Origin of the sequence: uncultured Fibrella sp. (assembly GCF_964250085.1) — a bacterium.
GTDB lineage: Bacteria > Bacteroidota > Bacteroidia > Cytophagales > Spirosomataceae > Fibrella.
Genome location: NZ_CAXUEC010000003.1, coordinates 691500 through 707161, shown reverse-complemented (window position 1 = coordinate 707161; position 15662 = coordinate 691500). Strand labels below are relative to the sequence as shown.

Here is a 15662-nt window from a genome sequence, read left to right as displayed (position 1 = left end):
TGGGGTCGGGCAGTGTCATTGATCGTACCTGCCATCCATCAGTTGTGGCGTAGTAGGAGAACACTGCCTGACCCAAATCAATCAGCGATTTAATCGTTACTGTCGAGGATTTTCTTCTTTTCCGATTCGTATTCTTTTTCGGTCAGAATCTTCTCGTCGTAGAGTTTCTTGATATCGCGCAGGCGGTCAGCTTTGGATTTCGTGCCTGTTGCCTGGGCTGCTGATGCGTTAGGAACACCGTATAAGGGTTGCGCCATTGACGCAGGCGGAGTAGCAACGGGCTGATCAACGCCATTCAGCGGCCGTAACTGATAGGTGTGATCCGGGTCGTATTTCATTGTCCAGAGGAAAGGAAAAAGAAAAAAAACGCCCCCGACAATAGCGCCGGCATCTGCCCGTTCGTTTCGGACGAGTGGCACCTGAAAGGGTTCAAATCCGTCTTTTTCCAGTCGAAGATCTGTGGTACTGCCCACGATTTTGGTATCACTGTACTGGTAAGGCGTAGTGCCCTTATACTGCCCGTTCACGAACAGTTTCGCTCCGGCGGGCTGACTGGTGATAACTGTCGAGCTACTACAGCTACTAAATAATACAACGCCTGCTGCCAACAGTGACAGGCTTGTTTTGGTGTTTTCAACGATGTGAGTAAACATAGACTATACGCGGTTGAGGTTTATTCCGTGCACCATTGCCCGGCGTTATGCCGTTTGGATAGGGCTTTGGTGAAAAAGATTAACGCAAGTAAACAAAAAAGCTATTGCTGGTCCATCTAGGCGCAGCAATAGCTTTTTTAATAATGATAAGATAATAACTGAACGTACCTGCTACTCCGACACCACGATCAGTGGGGCATTGTGTTCGGGGTCATTGTCATGAGAGGCTTTTTTGGCGGCCCGCCGCGAGGCCCGTTTTACCGTCACATCATACAGGTCAGTACGACGGTCTTTCAGGTTCTGTACTGAGCCGTATTCGTGCAACTCTTTCAGCAACGATACATCGACGTCGGCGAAAAGGACCATTTCGGTATTCGTTGTCGCTTCTGCCTTAATGGCGTTGTTGGGAAACTGAAAATCCGACGGCGTAAATACCGCCGACTGTGCGTAGTGAATATCCGTGTTGGGTACGTTCGGCAGGTTGCCCACACAGCCTGAAATGGCCACGTAACACTCGTTTTCAATTGCCCGCGCCTGGGCGCAATTCCGCACGCGGTAGTAGCCGTTCTGCGTATCGGTCAGGAAGGGAACGAAGATAATCTGCGCACCCTGCGCCGCTAATGCCCGTCCCAGTTCCGGGAATTCGACATCGTAGCAGATCATCAGGCCGATTTTGCCGCAGTCGGTATCGTAGGTTTTCACGTCGTAGCCACCTACCATGCCGTAGAATTTCACTTCGTTGGGCGTAATATGAATCTTGCGGTATTCTTCATACGAGCCATCCCGGCGACAGAGGTACGACACGTTGTAGAGTTTACCTTCATCCATCAGCGGCATCGAGCCGGCAATGATGTTTACGTTGTACGAAATAGCAAACGAGCACATCTTTTCCCGCACTTCTTCCGTGTATTTTGCCAGTTCGCGAATGGCCTGTGGCTCAGGCATATTCTTGAACTGCGCCATTAGCGGCGTATTGAAGAATTCGGGCAGCACCAGGAAATCGGCCTTGTAGTCGGAAACAACGTCGGTGAAGAATTCTACCTGGTCGAAGAAGGCCTGGATGTCCGGGAAGTGGCGCATCTGCCACTGCACCACACCCAGCCGGATAATCGAGTCGGTATGCGGTTTGCGGTCCTTTTCAGCCACGTAATAGATGTTGTTCCATTCCAGCAGCGTCGCGTACTCTTTCGATTCGGTATCGCCGGGCAGGTAGCCCCGCAACACTTTCTTGACGTGGAAATCATTCGACAACTGAAACGAGAGCGTGGGATCGTAAATATCTTTCTGTTTCACCCGCGTGATGAATTCGCGGGGCGATAGTTCGTCGGCGTATTTCCGGTAGTTGGGAATCCGGCCCCCTGCCAGAATGCCTTTCAGGTTCAACTGTTCGCATAGTTCCTTCCGGGCGTCGTAGAGGCGGCGACCCAGCCGCAGGTCGCGGTAGTCGGGGTGAACGAATACCTCGATACCGTAGAGCCAGTCACCTTTGTTGGTGTGGGTATCGAAGGTGTATTCACCGGTAATTTCCTCGAAGGTATGATTATCACCAAAGTCGGCGTACTTCACCCGGATAGCCAGCGCGCACGCAACCACCTTGTCATCGACTTCCACGCAGAACTGCCCGTCGGGGAAAATATTGACAAGTTTATCGATCAGGTTTTTCTCCCAATAATCGCCACCGATACCACTGTACGACTCGATCATGGCCTCTTTCAAATCGGCGTAATCACTCTTCTTGAGATTCCTGCTTACAATACGCATTTATAATGGAGTAGTTAGAACTTGCTATGCCGAAGTAACAGCGGGTAGGGCGGGCTTGGTTTCGAAAGTGGCAAAAAGTGGTGCGTCTGGTGCTGTTATCAATGAATGATCGATAAAGTCGATGCGCCAATGAAACAATCTGGGCTATGCTGCTGGTTTAAGTGGCAACGTCATATACCTGACGCTCATTTTTAACCACAATCATGGCACAAGCAAAACGCAGAGCATCGGCCACCTGGTCGGGCAGCCTACAGGAAGGTACCGGCTCATTATCGGCCACGGGAGGCGTATTGAACAACACTCCCTTTTCATTCAAAACCCGTTTCCTGAGCGAAGACGGTAGTGCGGGCACAAACCCCGAAGAACTACTGGCCGCTGCTCATGCGGGTTGTTTCACTATGGCCACCGGAGCCACGATGGGCCAGCAGGGTTTTACCCCAACCAATCTGGAAACGAAAGCCGTTTTGACAATGGACATGGACACGCTAACCATCACTGCTGTAGATCTGGTGCTGACGGGTAGCGTACCCGGCCTCGATCAGGCCAAATTCGAAGAGATCGCCAACGATGCCAAGAAAAACTGCATCATCTCGCGCGCGCTGTCACCCGATATTAAGGTGACACTGACCGCTACGCTGGTGTAAAGCATATAGACCGTACTGCTCCCAAATGCCGCTCTAGCTGCCTGTATGTAGCTGAGCGGCATTTGGCAGTAATAATGGAATGATCTAGTTACACATAGCTTTGCAACCAGGCCGTCTGAATCTGGGTCTCGGGGAAATATGCAGTCAACTAAGCCGACATTATGAATTACAAGCTACTTATTTGCCTCTTTACGATTCTGGTAATTGGGTGTAAATCCAATGAGGTTGCGCCAAGCGGGTACTTAAAAAGTCTATCCCTGGGTGTAGAGCCACTTCCCGATGGGCTAGTAATGAAGTGGGCCCCTACTTTCTATTTCGAAGAAGGGATGTATAGCACGCCTGGCAGCCCTAAACCGGTCAGTCCGACTCAGTATGAAATCTATATGTCGGAGCAAAGCGAAAAGGACCTGGTGAGAGTAGCCGTTGTGAATGGAGACGTGCAGCAATATACACTTCGGAACCTGACTTCAGGGAAAACGGTATACGCTCAGGTAAAGGCAACCCATCCGAAACTGGCCAGTAGTGGCTCCAGGGTAGTCACCACCAATGTCGGTACGTTAAGTACAGCATTATTACTGTTCCCATCCAATACTCCGTACATTGCCTATGGTGCCTGGGGTGGTTCAAGTTTGGTCTACGAGGGGATTGCCGGAATAGAAGTGAGACGGTCTGATGGCAGTGTACGTACCCTGAAAAGCGTGGGTACAATGCCGGTTTTATCACCAGATGGCCAATATGTAGCTTTTTTAGGAGGCAGGAATAATAACACCAGCTATAGTACGCAGGTATTCATTGAACATGTAGACTCTGGGACAGTAAAGTTGTTGGATACACAACGATCCATCTTTACCGTCGAATGGTCTAGTGATGGTAAAAAGTTGGCTTACGTTGCCAATGGAGCAGAACTCTGGATAGTGTCAGTATCAAATGGAGGAGCGTCTCGTCTAGGTTCGTCTTTGGGTGGGTTGTACTCAGATCAAATAGATTGGTCGTCAGACGATACATACATTGTAGTTTCCCAACAGAAAGATGTTCCTTCTGCCAATCGCACCGCTTATAACCTCGTTCGAGTTCCGCTTAATGGAGGAAACCCTACTCCACTTTTAGCTTCTGACTGGTATGATAATCGACCATCATTTTCACCCGATGGTCAGCAGCTTGCCTTTGTCAGTGACAGGTCTGGATATAATGCCATCTGGGTCATGAACCTCAAAACGCTTAAGATCAACCAGCTTACGAGTGCTGATGAACGCCTATCCTATCAGACTCGGTTGGACTGGCGCACCAATACACAGTTAACTTTCTCAACATATTTGCCTACGTCGTTGGCCGTTAATGTCTCGCTGAAGCAGATCAGCCTTCCGTGATAGTAAATTGATGTTGGCAGCCGCTTTGGCTTGCAATACACTACCCACCCGCTCAACTGCTTGTTGTGGCGGGTGTTTTTTTGCTGGAACGTACCTAGATTTGTATGAATCCTTGAAAGAATATGAACGATCTGGTCAATTACTCCATTCCAGCTTTTGTGATACTGATCGCTGCCGAAGTGGCTATCACAGCCTGGCAACAACGCGACCATTACGAGGCCAAAGACAGTGCGAGTAGCATCACAATGGGCATTGGCAGCGTGATCGTCGGCTTCGTAGGGAAGGCTTTTGCGCTGGCTGCCTATACACTGGTGTATCAGTTCCGGCTGTTCACGATCGATATGGCGCAGGTATGGCCGTGGATTGTGCTCTTTTTTGCCGAAGATTTCAGCTATTACTGGTTCCACCGCATCAGCCACGGAAGCCGCTGGTTCTGGGCGTCGCATGTGGTGCATCATTCGTCGCAGAAGTACAACCTGAGCACGGCTGTGCGCCAGACCTGGACGGGCACCATCACGGGATCATTCATTTTCTGGCTCTGGTTACCCCTGATCGGCTTTTCACCGCTGGCCATTATGACTATGCAGTCGATCAGCTTACTCTACCAATTCTGGATTCACACCGAATTGATTAACCGGTTTCCTGCGCCCATTGAATGGGTATTCAATACGCCATCGCACCACCGGGTTCATCACGGTTCGGATCTAACGTACCTGGACAAAAACCACGCGGGGGTACTCATCATCTGGGATCGCCTGTTCGGCACCTTCGAGCCGGAGCAGCACCGACCCACGTATGGCCTCACCAAGAATGTAGGCTCCTACAACCCGGTAAAGATTGCTTTCCACGAATGGGAGGATATAGCTCGCGACCTGCGCCATGCCGGTTCTCTTCGCAACGCCCTCGGCTACCTCTTCGGCCCCCCCGGCTGGAGCCACGACGGATCGAGGAAAACGACAAAGGAGCTACGGCAATTATCAGTGAACAATGACCAAGTATCGATGGCTTTGCAGAACGACCGACTAGAAACCAAGCCGTAGGCTCCGTAATTGATCAATGCTCATTGATAATTGAGCATTGATTGACTACCTTTGCGGCTGTAAAATCATTTTGTAAACAAAAAGCTGTCTGACGATGTATTTACCATCAGAAAAAAAGCAGGAAATTTTCGCTGCCCAGGGTGCCCAAAAAAGTCCGGGGGACACTGGTTCAGCAGAATCTCAGATTGCGTTGTTTACGTACCGGATCTCTCATTTGACTGAGCACCTTAAAGTGCACAAGCATGATTACAGCACCCGTCAGGGATTGCTGAAACTGGTAGGTAAGCGTCGTAGCATGTTGGATTACCTCCAACGTAAAGATATCAACCGCTATCGGGCTGTATTGGCCGCCCTTGGCATCCGTAAATAAGCGGACTGGTTGTCGAAAAACAGGGAACTCGCTAGCGAGTTCCCTGTTTTTCTTATGTACCAATTCAATTGTGCCAACTCAGTTGTGCCTATTCAGTAAATTATTCGTCTAAGTTGTAGTACAGAGGTTAGCGTCTGTTTCCGCCCCTTTGGCTGCTCGCAGTCGTAATCAAGAAGTGTCCAGTATCAGGTTGTCGTAGCAGTGAGTCTGCTTTGTGAAGGGAAAAACCTTCCAGTTTGTGAACCGGTTTATCTGGCGTTTTTCTTTTTTGTGGTGAAAGCGGTAGGAGTGAGTCAAAGTGATGTTTTAAAGCTGTTGTAGCGAGAATCCAAATCTGTTGTATGTTTCAAGTCACCACGCAAACGGTTGCGCTTCCCGATGGACGGGAAATTACCATTGAAACCGGCAAACTAGCCCGTCAGGCCGACGGAGCGGTTGTTGTCCGGTTAGGCGACACGATGTTGTTAGCCACCGTAGTTGCCTCTAAAGATGCCCGCGAAGGCATCGACTTCCTGCCTTTATCGGTTGATTATCAGGAGAAATTCGCGTCAGCGGGTCGCATTCCTGGTAGCTTTCAGCGCCGTGAAGGCCGGCTGTCGGATTACGAAATCCTGATTTCCCGCCTGGTCGACCGTGCCCTGCGGCCAACCTTCCCCGAAGATTTCCACGGCGACACGCAGGTGATGATCACCCTGATCTCGGCCGACCCCGAAGTGCTGCCCGATCAACTGGCTGCACTGGCAGCCTCTGCTGCGCTGGCCGTTTCGGATATTCCCTTCAATGGGCCGATCTCGGAAGTGCGCGTTGCCAAAATCGACGGACAATATAAAGTAAACCCGCTCGCTTCAGAACTGGAGCGCGCCACCCTAGACCTGATCGTAGCGGCCAACGCCAACGATATCAACATGGTTGAAGGTGAAATGAAAGAATGCCAGGAAGCCGAAGTGGTTGAGGCGCTGAAGATTGCCCACGACGTCATCAAAGCGCAGTGTGCGGCTCAGAAAGAACTCGAAGCAAAGGTTGGCAAGACCGAGAAACGTACCTACAACCACGAAACGCATGACGAAGAACTTCGGAAAGCGGTGCACGCGGCCACGTACGACAAGGTATACGAAGTAGCGTTGAAAGGTCAGGCGAGCAAAAAAGCCCGTTCGGAAGGGTTCAAGGCAGTTCGTGAAGAATACATTGCCTCGCTGCCAGAAGGTACTGAAGTGAACACATCACTGGTGAAGACCTACTTCAGCGACGTTGTTTGGGAAGCCTCACGGAACCTGGTTCTGAACGAGCGTTACCGCCTCGATAGCCGGAAACTCGACGAGATTCGCCCGATTCAGTGCGAAGTAGATTACCTGCCCCGTGCCCACGGTTCGGCCGTGTTTACGCGTGGCGAAACGCAGTCGATGACGACCGTTACGCTAGGTACCAAACTCGACGAGCAGATTGTTGATCAGGCCCTGACGCAGGGATACAACAAATTCCTCTTGCACTACAACTTCCCCGGTTTCTCGACCGGCGAAGTGAAGCCAAACCGGGGCGCCAGCCGCCGCGAAATTGGTCATGGTAACCTGGCTCACCGCGCGCTGAAAGGCATGCTGCCCGAAGGTGCCGACAACCCGTACACGATCCGTATTGTATCCGATATTCTGGAATCAAACGGTTCGTCATCGATGGCGACAGTTTGTGCAGGTACGTTGGCGCTGATGGATGCCGGTATCAAAATCAAAGCACCCGTAGCCGGTATTGCAATGGGCTTGATTTCAGACGAAGCCACGGGCAAATACGCCGTTCTGTCAGACATCCTGGGCGATGAAGATCACCTGGGCGACATGGACTTTAAAGTGACGGGTACGGAAAAAGGCATTACCGCTGTTCAGATGGACATGAAGGTGAACGGTCTGTCATATGAAATTCTGACCGAAGCCCTGAATCAGGCCCGTGCTGGTCGGTTACACATCCTGGGCGAAATGAAGAAAGGGCTCGACGCTGTGAAGCCCGACCTGAAACCATTCGCACCACGAGCTTATGTAATTAAGATTGCGCAGGATCAGATCGGCTCAGTAATCGGGCCCGGTGGTAAAGTTGTTCAGGAAATTCAGCGCGAATCGGGGGCCACGGTCAACATCGAAGAGCGCGAAGGGTCTGGCTTTGTCAGCATCTATGCCACCAACAAAGAGAGCATGGACAAAGCCGTTAGCCGTGTGAAAGGCATTACGGCAACAGCCGAGGTAGGCGAGATTTATGACGGTAAAGTGAAGACGATCCAGCCGTTTGGCGCCTTCGTTGAATTCCTGCCGGGTAAAGATGGTCTGCTCCATATCTCGGAAGTGAAATGGGAGCGTCTCGAAACCATGGACGGTGTGTTCCAGGTAGGTGAAACGGTTCGGGTTAAGTTGGTTGAGATTGACAAAAAGACGGGAAAATACCGTTTATCTCGTAAGGCACTCTTACCTCGCCCAGAGAACAATACCAAAGCATAGATTGTTGACAAGATAAGCACGTGTGCCGTCATACGGGTATTTACGCCCGTGTGACACCATCCTCAGCAGATACATGAGACAGCTAAAAATTTCAAAACAGATTACCAACCGCGAAAGTCAGTCACTGGATAAGTACCTCCAGGAGATTGGTAAGGTTGACCTGCTGACGCCCGACGAAGAAGTGACCCTTGCCCAGAAAATTCGGGAAGGTGATCAACTCTCGTTGGAACGATTAACGAAGGCCAACCTACGTTTCGTCGTGTCGGTTGCCAAGCAATACCAAAACCAGGGTCTCTCCCTGGGCGATTTGATCAACGAGGGAAATCTCGGCCTGATCAAAGCCGCTCAGCGTTTTGATGAGACGCGTGGCTTTAAGTTTATTTCGTACGCCGTTTGGTGGATTCGCCAGTCGATTTTGCAGGCCCTGGCCGAGCAATCTCGTATTGTTCGTCTTCCCCTGAACCGGGTTGGTTCGCTGAACAAAATCTCGAAGACCTTCTCTGATTTGGAGCAGAAATTCGAGCGCGAGCCTTCGCCGGAAGAACTGGCTGCCGTACTGGAGATTTCACCAGCCGAGGTAGTCGATACACTTAAGATTTCGGGTCGGCACGTATCGATGGATGCGCCGTTTGTTCAGGGTGAAGAAAATAGCCTGCTCGACGTTCTGGAAAACGACGGTGAAGACAAGCCTGATTCTGGCCTGATCAACGATTCGCTCCGCAAAGAAGTGCAACGCGCCCTCTCCACGCTGACGCAGCGTGAAGCCGACGTGATTACACTGTATTTCGGTCTGAACGGCGAACACGCTATGACGCTGGAAGAGATCGGTGAGAAGTTTAACCTGACCCGCGAACGCGTTCGTCAGATCAAGGAGAAAGCCATTCGTCGCCTGCGTCACACCTCACGTTCAAAAGCGTTGAAGACGTACCTGGGGTAACCCCGCCTTGCGGGCGGTCCCGCGTCCGGGCAGGTAGTAGCAGACTAAACAGATTACAGAAAAGCTCGCTTCGGCGGGCTTTTTGTGTAGGTACGTTTTACCGTGACAGGCAGGTAATCCAATTCGTATTTTCTCTATGTTTATGGCCAAATGATTCAATTCAAACGACTCGACCATGTGCTGGTATCCATACCAGAGCAGAAAACAGAAGACGCGCGGACTTTTTATACGCAGGTGCTTGGCTTGACGGAAATTCCGGGTACTCATCCCGGTGGCGCGATCTGGTTCGAGATCGCCGATATTCAACTGCATCTGCGCGAAGAAGCAGGTGCCAGTTATTCCCTTCGGCACCCCGCTTTTGAAGTGGTTGACCTGGACGCAGCGCGGCAGGAATTAGACCAAAAAGGCGTTGAGATCACGTACTCATCTGACATCGACGGGCGCCGACGGTTCTTCATCCGCGACCCGTTCGGCAACCGGATGGAATTCATCGAATATGATATCTGACGATACACATTTTGAAAAGGCGTAACTTGCCATCATGATACAACGCATGAAAAAATGGAACATAGCCTGGCTGGCCGTAGCCTGGCTTTTTTGTACATGTCAGTCGGGCGAACAGAGCCCGTGTACACAGCCGCCAGTTGATATCAGAGCGCCTGAAGAAGAGGTAGCTACGCTTAAACAATACATCGACGCAAACCAGATTAAGGCTACTGCCGATGCGCGCGGTTTTTATTATTCCATCAAGAACCCAGGTAAAGGCGCTAAGCCAACCGTGTGTTCCAACGTAACCGTTAATTATAAAGGACAGCTTACCAATGGCACGTCCTTCGATAGTGCAGATGGCGTCAGTTTTGGGTTGAATCAACTGGTGCTGGGTTGGCAGGAAGGTATTCCACTGGTGGCACCCGGTGGAAGTATCATGCTGTATCTGCCGCCCAGCCTGGCCTACGGCGCTCAGGAGCAAGCAGATATTCCGGCTAATTCAATTCTCGTATTTCAGATTGATCTGCTAAAAATTAACTGAAAAAAACTACCATGATCTATAAAAATACACGCTTGTTGATCCTTACTTTTGTGCTGGCAGGCTGTGCTAAACCAGAGAAGCCAACCTCGATCGTTGGCACCTGGGAACTGGTTTCGGCAACGAGTATCGAGAAGGGGAAAAGCGAGTCTACGTTTGACCCGAAACGAAAAATGATCAAGATTATCAACGATACGCACTTTGCTTTCCTGAATCACGCTATCGGTGCTGCCTCAGATTCGGCGGCTGCTCCTTTTAGTGCAGGAGGTGGAAAATACACGCTTGACGGAAATGTTTATACGGAACACCTGGACTATTTCACGGATAAACAGTGGGAGGGAAATACATTTGAATTCACGGTCCACTTTCTCAACGACACCCTGATTCAGCGCGGCGTTGAGAAGGTGGAAAAATTAAACGTCGACCACGTAATTATCGAGAAATATATACGCGTGAATCAATAAGTAATTCAACTGAATTACCTATTGAATATTAACTACTGGACTCTTTTTATTCACTATCCAACATCCAATAATAGCCTACTGTATCGTAATGGAACGTACCTGTTGAATTGGCTGCACGGTAGTGATTTTGATTTCCCGTGTAAGCATTTCTAAGCCGTTCGACACTTTCAGAACGTAGTCATTAGCCGATAAATGGCTCAGGTCCATGTTGAGGCGAATGAATTCCTCATCGGCATATAGCGTGTGGTTGTAGTATACATGACCACTTCGGTCCAGCAACTGAACGTATACCTGACCGCCTAACTGCTTGTCTACATTGACGCGCAGTTTGCCACTTCCGGTAATAAGGGCACCCACATCAAAGCGAACAAGTTTTGTCGGGTGGTCGCGTTTATTCTGCCGGATCGGACCGGCCAACGTAGTGGGACTGACGGTCAGCGTCAGTAGAAGAGAAAAGATAAGCGCGTTCATTATCGTAACCGTTTATGAGTAAGGAATAACCTGTTATTGTCAGGTAACTCAAAGACGATCAGATGCTGAATACGTTGCCCGAATTGTATGAACGGTCAATTCTTTCTGTAAACGGGCATTGCCGGATGAAGGGCAGGCCTGTTTCTGTAGTTTCTGTGGCTGTGTATAACGCACAAAGGGCCTCCGATCTGTGGAAGGCCCTTAACGCTGGTTACCGGGAATTGTTAAATAGATTTATTTCGAGGCAAGCACTGTGATGGGTTTAATGTCTGGTGCTTCGGCTAGTAATTCATCGGCATGAGCCATCAAAGCCGCTGCGATTGGGCCGCTCAAATGCGCCTGACGACCTTCTTCATGGGGAAAGGTATCAAAGATGCCGAAGGTACCAGCGTCCAGTTGCATGGCATACCAGGTCACCGTATCTGACTCAACGTTGGCCAATGGCAACGCACTCGCCAGGAAATCAGAAACAGCCTGTTCTTTACCGGGTTTCGCCACTAAGCGAACAAGCAATCCTACTTTCTTTTCCATAATTCGTTGGTTTTAAGATATGATCAAATGTAGGGTTAATTACCGGGGCATCCTCTAGGTGACTACGGATTACTTGGTTAATTTTCCGGTCGTAATCCGAAAAAAAGTACCTCCACTACTTAAAGCCCACTAGCATATGACTATTATTACCACCATCCTGATTGCCTTTGTCGCTCTTGAACATCTGTATATTCTCTGGTTCGAGATGTTTGCCTGGGAAACCAGAGGTAAAGCTATTTTCAAAGGTGCGATGCCTGCCGAACTGTTCAAGCCAACAAAAGGACTGGCGGCCAATCAGGGCCTGTACAATGGATTTCTGGCTGCCGGGCTGATCTGGACGTTTTTTATTACCGACGAAGCCTGGAAATTCTATATCGCCATCTTCTTTCTGAGCTGTGTCATCATCGCGGGCATCTATGGCGCTTTAACGGCCAGCCGGAAAATTTTCTTCGTGCAGGCGTTGCCCGCCATTCTGGCGTTGATTGCGCTGCATATCAGGTAACGTACCTGCCCGTTAACAGTCCGCTCCGTAAGTCGCCTGAACAGCCGTTGTCCGTCAGAGTAGTTAGTTATAAACTAAACGGCTACTCAGGATGACAACGCACTCACCAGCGACCGACGACGATAACGAACCCGATGAATCACGGATTATCGATGCCAACACGACGCTCGATATCTTTATTGGCCCCAACAAGTCGATCATCGAACTGGCCGATACAATCGACACAATAGACGGCGTGACGGCCGAAACCATCGACATTACCAACGAAAAAGATGGTACGCATCTTGAAGTAATATCAATTGAGGAGCCAGCCGCTGGCCAGTCAACCGCTGATATGGTTGACAATTTTGTTACCGTTGAAGGAATTGGGCCGGACGTAGCTGCCTTGCTGATTGCCGGTGGCATACGTACGTTCAAGCAGTTGGCGAATACACCGGTAGAGCGTATTCGCCAAATTCTGGAAGTTGGTGGCCCGCGTTTTCGCATTCATGACGCCGCCGAGTGGCCCGAACGGGCAGACAAACTACAGCAACAACTTCCCCAACGGAGGGCGGTGCCTGAGTGAGAAGATGGCGCTAAAAAGCCGTAACTGACTAGACAGATACGTACCCAGCTCATTCGTGATCGTGACAGGACCACTTAAACGAAACCGAGCGTATCGAATTTACGGCCCAGGATGGCTGTATCGTCGGCTTTGAGCCAGTCGCGGAGGAGGGTGGCGTAGATGTTACGGAAATCAACGGTGTATTTCAGATCGCCCTCGTCAAGGCTGGTCAGGTTAGGGGCTTCGTTGAATACTTTGCCCGGAGTCAATCCGCCGCCGACGAGGAATACGTTATTGGCCGTGCCATGATCGGTGCCGTTGCTGGCGTTCTGTTTCACTCGTCGACCAAACTCCGAAAATGTCATCAGCAGCACATCGTTCTGCCGGTTCGTTGCTTTCATATCGCCCATAAACGCCTTCACGGCATCGGCGTATTGCCGCAACAGACGTTCCTGCTGGTTCGGCTGGTTGATGTGCGTATCGAAGCCGGAAATCGAGATGTAATACACGCTGGTACTCACTCCCGACTGAATCAATTCAGAAACCGTTTTTAGCCGGCTGCCCAGTTCATTGGTTGGGTACGTTCCTTTCGTCGCGCTTACCGGGCTGGCCGACCGGGCCGATTTGTCGTACACATAGGCCGCCGAAGAGACGGTTTCGGCTAGTGTTTTATACAGATACGATACATTGGTAGGCTCGTCATGGCTGGTTTTTGCCAACCCTTCGATCAGGCTACCCCGCGTCTGATTGTATAATTTTTGCGGATTTAGCATGGCTAGTCCGTTCACGTGCGAGCCTTTCAGGGCCAGGCTAAGCGTGTCGTCGACCTCAACGGCCCTGTGCGGCTGACACCCATCGGTGCCGCTACAACTGGCGTCCAGATAGCGCCCCAGCCAGCCCGTTGATACGTATTTGTCGGAGTCGCTGGCGGTTTGCCAGATATCCATTGACCGGAAATGCGACCGGTCGGGATTGGGATAACCAACATTATTGATCACCGTCACCAACCCGTCGTCATACAGTGATTTCAGTGATTCGAGCGCGGGGTTAAAACCGATTTCGTCGTTGAGCGACAAGACTTTATCGCGCGGAATAGCAAGCGTAGGGCGTTCGCGATAGTAAATGTCATTGCGATAGGGGACCACCGTGTTCAGGCCGTCGTTGCCACCCGATAACTGCACGATAACCAGGGTTTTACCCGTTGCCGGAGCCATGCCCAACTGGTTCAGTTCGTAGGCCTTCAAAAAATGCGGGATCAGCATGGTCCCGGCGGTAGTGAGGGCTGATTTTTTTAGAAAGTCTCTGCGTTGCATGATGTTGCCGGGATTAGCAAAGTTGATATTCGGGGAGAGCCATGATAGTGGCTGTTAACAGCCTGATCTGTTCGCTTCTGGAACTGTCGGGCTTAATTCGTTTCACAACGGCCGCCCGCTGGGCCGCACCCAACGGCTGCTGAAGCAGGTAACTGGCCAGTTCGTCGGGGAGTTTGTCGGTGCTCACGCTGGCAAACGCGTCTTCAAATGCTTTCCAGTCTGCCGAAGCCTGCATAGACCCTTTTCCGCGTTTAGACAGCAGTTCAGTGTTCACATCGCCGTCTTCTTTGGGCCTGATCGTTACCTGGCCAGCCTGAAGCAACAGGTCGGGGAGTTTCATGCGGAAAAGTAAGCTTGAACTGTCGATCCAGTTACGCCCGCCCGGCCAGCCTGCTACGTTTGGCGGATACAGCAAGACCTGCCCGAGCGTGCGCTGAATAAAAATGAGCGACTGCTTTTGTTCGAATTGCAGACCCAGCGCATGTTCCATGCCCGCCAGCAGGTCAACCGGTGATTTAATACGGTTGCCAACCACGGCGGGTTCGTAAAACCAGTCGGCCGTCAGGATACTCTCCAGCAGGTCGGCAATGTCATAGCCCTTGTTATAAAATCGGTCGGCCAGCGTGTCGATTCGGGCTCTGGCCGTGGCATTAGCTGCTTGCTCATCGACCAGAAACCGGTACAGTTTGGTGGTGATAAAGCGGGCGGTTTGCTTCCGTTCCAGCAATAGTCGGATCACATCTTCGCCAGCGAACGTACCCGACTGCCCGAAGATGGTTTTCAGCCCATCGTCGTGCTGGTTTTTGCGGAACATGAATTCGCCCTGGGCGTTGAATCCCCAGCCGGTAAAGGCGCGGGCGGCATCTTTTACGTCAGCTTCCGTGTAGTTGTTGGCTGATCCGTCGGCACCCGAATCGGTTCGGCCAAGGGTGAACAGTTCCATCACTTCGCGCGCAAAATTCTCGTTTGGCGCGTTCTTACGGTTCTGCTGATTGTTCAGGAACTGAAGCATCGCCGGTTCTTTGGAAACGGCCATCAACAGATCGCCGAACGTACCCAGCGCATGTTTCCGAATGGTGTTGAGGTACTGCTGAACAGCCACCGGATTAAGTACGCGACAGGCAAAATGACCATGCCAGAACAAGGCCATTTTTTCGCGAAGCACATCCTGACTGCTGCCCATTCGTTCGACCCAAAGCACATTCAGATCCCGAATATGCTCCGTATTTTCTTTCAGCCGCTGCTTCAGCATCGTGCGGTCGATCAGGCCCGTGCGAACCATGTTTTGCAGGTCTTTCCGGTCAACCAGTTGCGAGGTATCAACCACCGTCAGAGGAGCAAACGATTGGTCGCTATGGATCAGGTCACGCACCACTTTCTTGATGGACCGCTGGCTTTCCCGTTGCACCACAGCAGGGGTGGCACCGAAGCCGGCCCGCCAAAACAGGTGCTGAATTTGCTGTTGTTTACTGATCGAACGCATACTGGTAAGGATATAGTGAGTGGACTACAAACTGGTTTTCTGACAGGATTACAAGAAATATCTACAATCCTCTGAGCA

General features: G+C 50.9%; 17 protein-coding genes. 11 read left to right on the top strand and 6 right to left on the bottom strand.

The features are described 5' to 3' along the window. Positions 1-89: 89 nt before the first annotated feature. A complete protein-coding gene (locus ACFE8Q_RS12460) occupies positions 90-653 on the bottom strand; it encodes a PEGA domain-containing protein (protein WP_375445720.1) in 564 nt (187 codons plus the stop codon). A 171-nt stretch (positions 654-824) separates the two neighbouring features. Beyond that, positions 825-2414 (bottom strand): GNAT family N-acetyltransferase, encoded by a 1590-nt coding sequence (locus ACFE8Q_RS12455; RefSeq protein ID WP_375445719.1) that lies wholly within the window; start codon positions 2412-2414, stop codon positions 825-827. Between the two features lie 203 nt (positions 2415-2617). Between ACFE8Q_RS12455 and ACFE8Q_RS12450 the strand changes: the two genes are divergently transcribed. From ACFE8Q_RS12450 to ACFE8Q_RS12410, 9 genes are all read left to right on the top strand, one after another. Then, a complete protein-coding gene (locus ACFE8Q_RS12450) occupies positions 2618-3058 on the top strand; it encodes an OsmC family peroxiredoxin (RefSeq protein ID WP_375445718.1) in 441 nt (146 codons plus the stop codon). A 161-nt stretch (positions 3059-3219) separates the two neighbouring features. After that, positions 3220-4425: a TolB family protein gene (locus tag ACFE8Q_RS12445; protein WP_375445717.1), complete on the top strand. Its 1206-nt coding sequence runs from the start codon at positions 3220-3222 to the stop codon at positions 4423-4425. A gap of 122 nt (positions 4426-4547) precedes the next feature. Next, positions 4548-5465, top strand: a complete 918-nt coding sequence (locus ACFE8Q_RS12440; protein WP_375445716.1) for a sterol desaturase family protein — start codon at positions 4548-4550, stop codon at positions 5463-5465. Positions 5466-5559: 94 nt separating this feature from the next. Beyond that, on the top strand, positions 5560-5835 hold the full coding sequence (gene rpsO, locus ACFE8Q_RS12435) for a 30S ribosomal protein S15 (protein ID WP_375445715.1): 276 nt from the start codon (positions 5560-5562) through the stop codon (positions 5833-5835). A gap of 341 nt (positions 5836-6176) precedes the next feature. Then, the gene (pnp, locus tag ACFE8Q_RS12430) at positions 6177-8312 is read left to right on the top strand and encodes a polyribonucleotide nucleotidyltransferase (RefSeq protein ID WP_375445714.1); all 2136 of its coding nucleotides are present in this window, start codon (positions 6177-6179) and stop codon (positions 8310-8312) included. 73 nt (positions 8313-8385) lie between these two features. After that, the gene (locus tag ACFE8Q_RS12425) at positions 8386-9249 is read left to right on the top strand and encodes an RNA polymerase sigma factor RpoD/SigA (protein ID WP_085413706.1); all 864 of its coding nucleotides are present in this window, start codon (positions 8386-8388) and stop codon (positions 9247-9249) included. A gap of 150 nt (positions 9250-9399) precedes the next feature. Next, a complete protein-coding gene (locus ACFE8Q_RS12420) occupies positions 9400-9756 on the top strand; it encodes a VOC family protein (protein WP_375445713.1) in 357 nt (118 codons plus the stop codon). Positions 9757-9790: 34 nt separating this feature from the next. Beyond that, positions 9791-10279, top strand: coding sequence for an FKBP-type peptidyl-prolyl cis-trans isomerase (locus tag ACFE8Q_RS12415; RefSeq protein WP_375445712.1), 489 nt, complete (start codon positions 9791-9793; stop codon positions 10277-10279). A gap of 11 nt (positions 10280-10290) precedes the next feature. Beyond that, complete coding sequence (locus ACFE8Q_RS12410; RefSeq protein WP_375445711.1) at positions 10291-10740, top strand: hypothetical protein; 450 nt, start codon at positions 10291-10293, stop codon at positions 10738-10740. 75 nt (positions 10741-10815) lie between these two features. On the opposite strand, the gene ACFE8Q_RS12405 is transcribed toward ACFE8Q_RS12410, so the two are convergent. Both ACFE8Q_RS12405 and ACFE8Q_RS12400 read right to left on the bottom strand, forming a co-directional pair. Then, positions 10816-11211 (bottom strand): hypothetical protein, encoded by a 396-nt coding sequence (locus ACFE8Q_RS12405; protein WP_375445710.1) that lies wholly within the window; start codon positions 11209-11211, stop codon positions 10816-10818. A 234-nt stretch (positions 11212-11445) separates the two neighbouring features. Beyond that, positions 11446-11742, bottom strand: a complete 297-nt coding sequence (locus ACFE8Q_RS12400; RefSeq protein WP_375445709.1) for a putative quinol monooxygenase — start codon at positions 11740-11742, stop codon at positions 11446-11448. Between the two features lie 136 nt (positions 11743-11878). Here ACFE8Q_RS12400 and ACFE8Q_RS12395 point away from each other — a divergent pair, with 136 nt between their 5' ends. Continuing rightward, positions 11879-12244, top strand: a complete 366-nt coding sequence (locus tag ACFE8Q_RS12395; RefSeq protein ID WP_375445708.1) for a DUF1304 domain-containing protein — start codon at positions 11879-11881, stop codon at positions 12242-12244. A 91-nt stretch (positions 12245-12335) separates the two neighbouring features. Further along, positions 12336-12809 carry a hypothetical protein gene (locus ACFE8Q_RS12390; RefSeq protein WP_375445707.1) on the top strand — a complete coding sequence of 158 codons (474 nt, stop codon included), beginning with the start codon at positions 12336-12338 and terminating at the stop codon, positions 12807-12809. A gap of 74 nt (positions 12810-12883) precedes the next feature. On the opposite strand, the gene ACFE8Q_RS12385 is transcribed toward ACFE8Q_RS12390, so the two are convergent. Both ACFE8Q_RS12385 and ACFE8Q_RS12380 read right to left on the bottom strand, forming a co-directional pair. After that, positions 12884-14101: a DUF1501 domain-containing protein gene (locus ACFE8Q_RS12385; protein WP_375445706.1), complete on the bottom strand. Its 1218-nt coding sequence runs from the start codon at positions 14099-14101 to the stop codon at positions 12884-12886. A 13-nt stretch (positions 14102-14114) separates the two neighbouring features. Beyond that, positions 14115-15584, bottom strand: a complete 1470-nt coding sequence (locus ACFE8Q_RS12380; protein WP_375445705.1) for a DUF1800 family protein — start codon at positions 15582-15584, stop codon at positions 14115-14117. Positions 15585-15662 lie beyond the last annotated feature (78 nt).

Bases quoted from the DNA above. Each gene is read 5' to 3' on its own strand.
- ACFE8Q_RS12460 (WP_375445720.1), bottom strand. From the start codon at position 653: ATGTTTACTCACATCGTTGAAAACACCAAAACAAGCCTGTCACTGTTG.
- ACFE8Q_RS12455 (WP_375445719.1), bottom strand. From the start codon at position 2,414: ATGCGTATTGTAAGCAGGAATCTCAAGAAGAGTGATTACGCCGATTTG.
- ACFE8Q_RS12450 (WP_375445718.1), top strand. From the start codon at position 2,618: ATGGCACAAGCAAAACGCAGAGCATCGGCCACCTGGTCGGGCAGCCTA.
- ACFE8Q_RS12445 (WP_375445717.1), top strand. From the start codon at position 3,220: ATGAATTACAAGCTACTTATTTGCCTCTTTACGATTCTGGTAATTGGG.
- ACFE8Q_RS12440 (WP_375445716.1), top strand. From the start codon at position 4,548: ATGAACGATCTGGTCAATTACTCCATTCCAGCTTTTGTGATACTGATC.
- rpsO (WP_375445715.1), top strand. From the start codon at position 5,560: ATGTATTTACCATCAGAAAAAAAGCAGGAAATTTTCGCTGCCCAGGGT.
- pnp (WP_375445714.1), top strand. From the start codon at position 6,177: ATGTTTCAAGTCACCACGCAAACGGTTGCGCTTCCCGATGGACGGGAA.
- ACFE8Q_RS12425 (WP_085413706.1), top strand. From the start codon at position 8,386: ATGAGACAGCTAAAAATTTCAAAACAGATTACCAACCGCGAAAGTCAG.
- ACFE8Q_RS12420 (WP_375445713.1), top strand. From the start codon at position 9,400: ATGATTCAATTCAAACGACTCGACCATGTGCTGGTATCCATACCAGAG.
- ACFE8Q_RS12415 (WP_375445712.1), top strand. From the start codon at position 9,791: ATGATACAACGCATGAAAAAATGGAACATAGCCTGGCTGGCCGTAGCC.
- ACFE8Q_RS12410 (WP_375445711.1), top strand. From the start codon at position 10,291: ATGATCTATAAAAATACACGCTTGTTGATCCTTACTTTTGTGCTGGCA.
- ACFE8Q_RS12405 (WP_375445710.1), bottom strand. From the start codon at position 11,211: ATGAACGCGCTTATCTTTTCTCTTCTACTGACGCTGACCGTCAGTCCC.
- ACFE8Q_RS12400 (WP_375445709.1), bottom strand. From the start codon at position 11,742: ATGGAAAAGAAAGTAGGATTGCTTGTTCGCTTAGTGGCGAAACCCGGT.
- ACFE8Q_RS12395 (WP_375445708.1), top strand. From the start codon at position 11,879: ATGACTATTATTACCACCATCCTGATTGCCTTTGTCGCTCTTGAACAT.
- ACFE8Q_RS12390 (WP_375445707.1), top strand. From the start codon at position 12,336: ATGACAACGCACTCACCAGCGACCGACGACGATAACGAACCCGATGAA.
- ACFE8Q_RS12385 (WP_375445706.1), bottom strand. From the start codon at position 14,101: ATGCAACGCAGAGACTTTCTAAAAAAATCAGCCCTCACTACCGCCGGG.
- ACFE8Q_RS12380 (WP_375445705.1), bottom strand. From the start codon at position 15,584: ATGCGTTCGATCAGTAAACAACAGCAAATTCAGCACCTGTTTTGGCGG.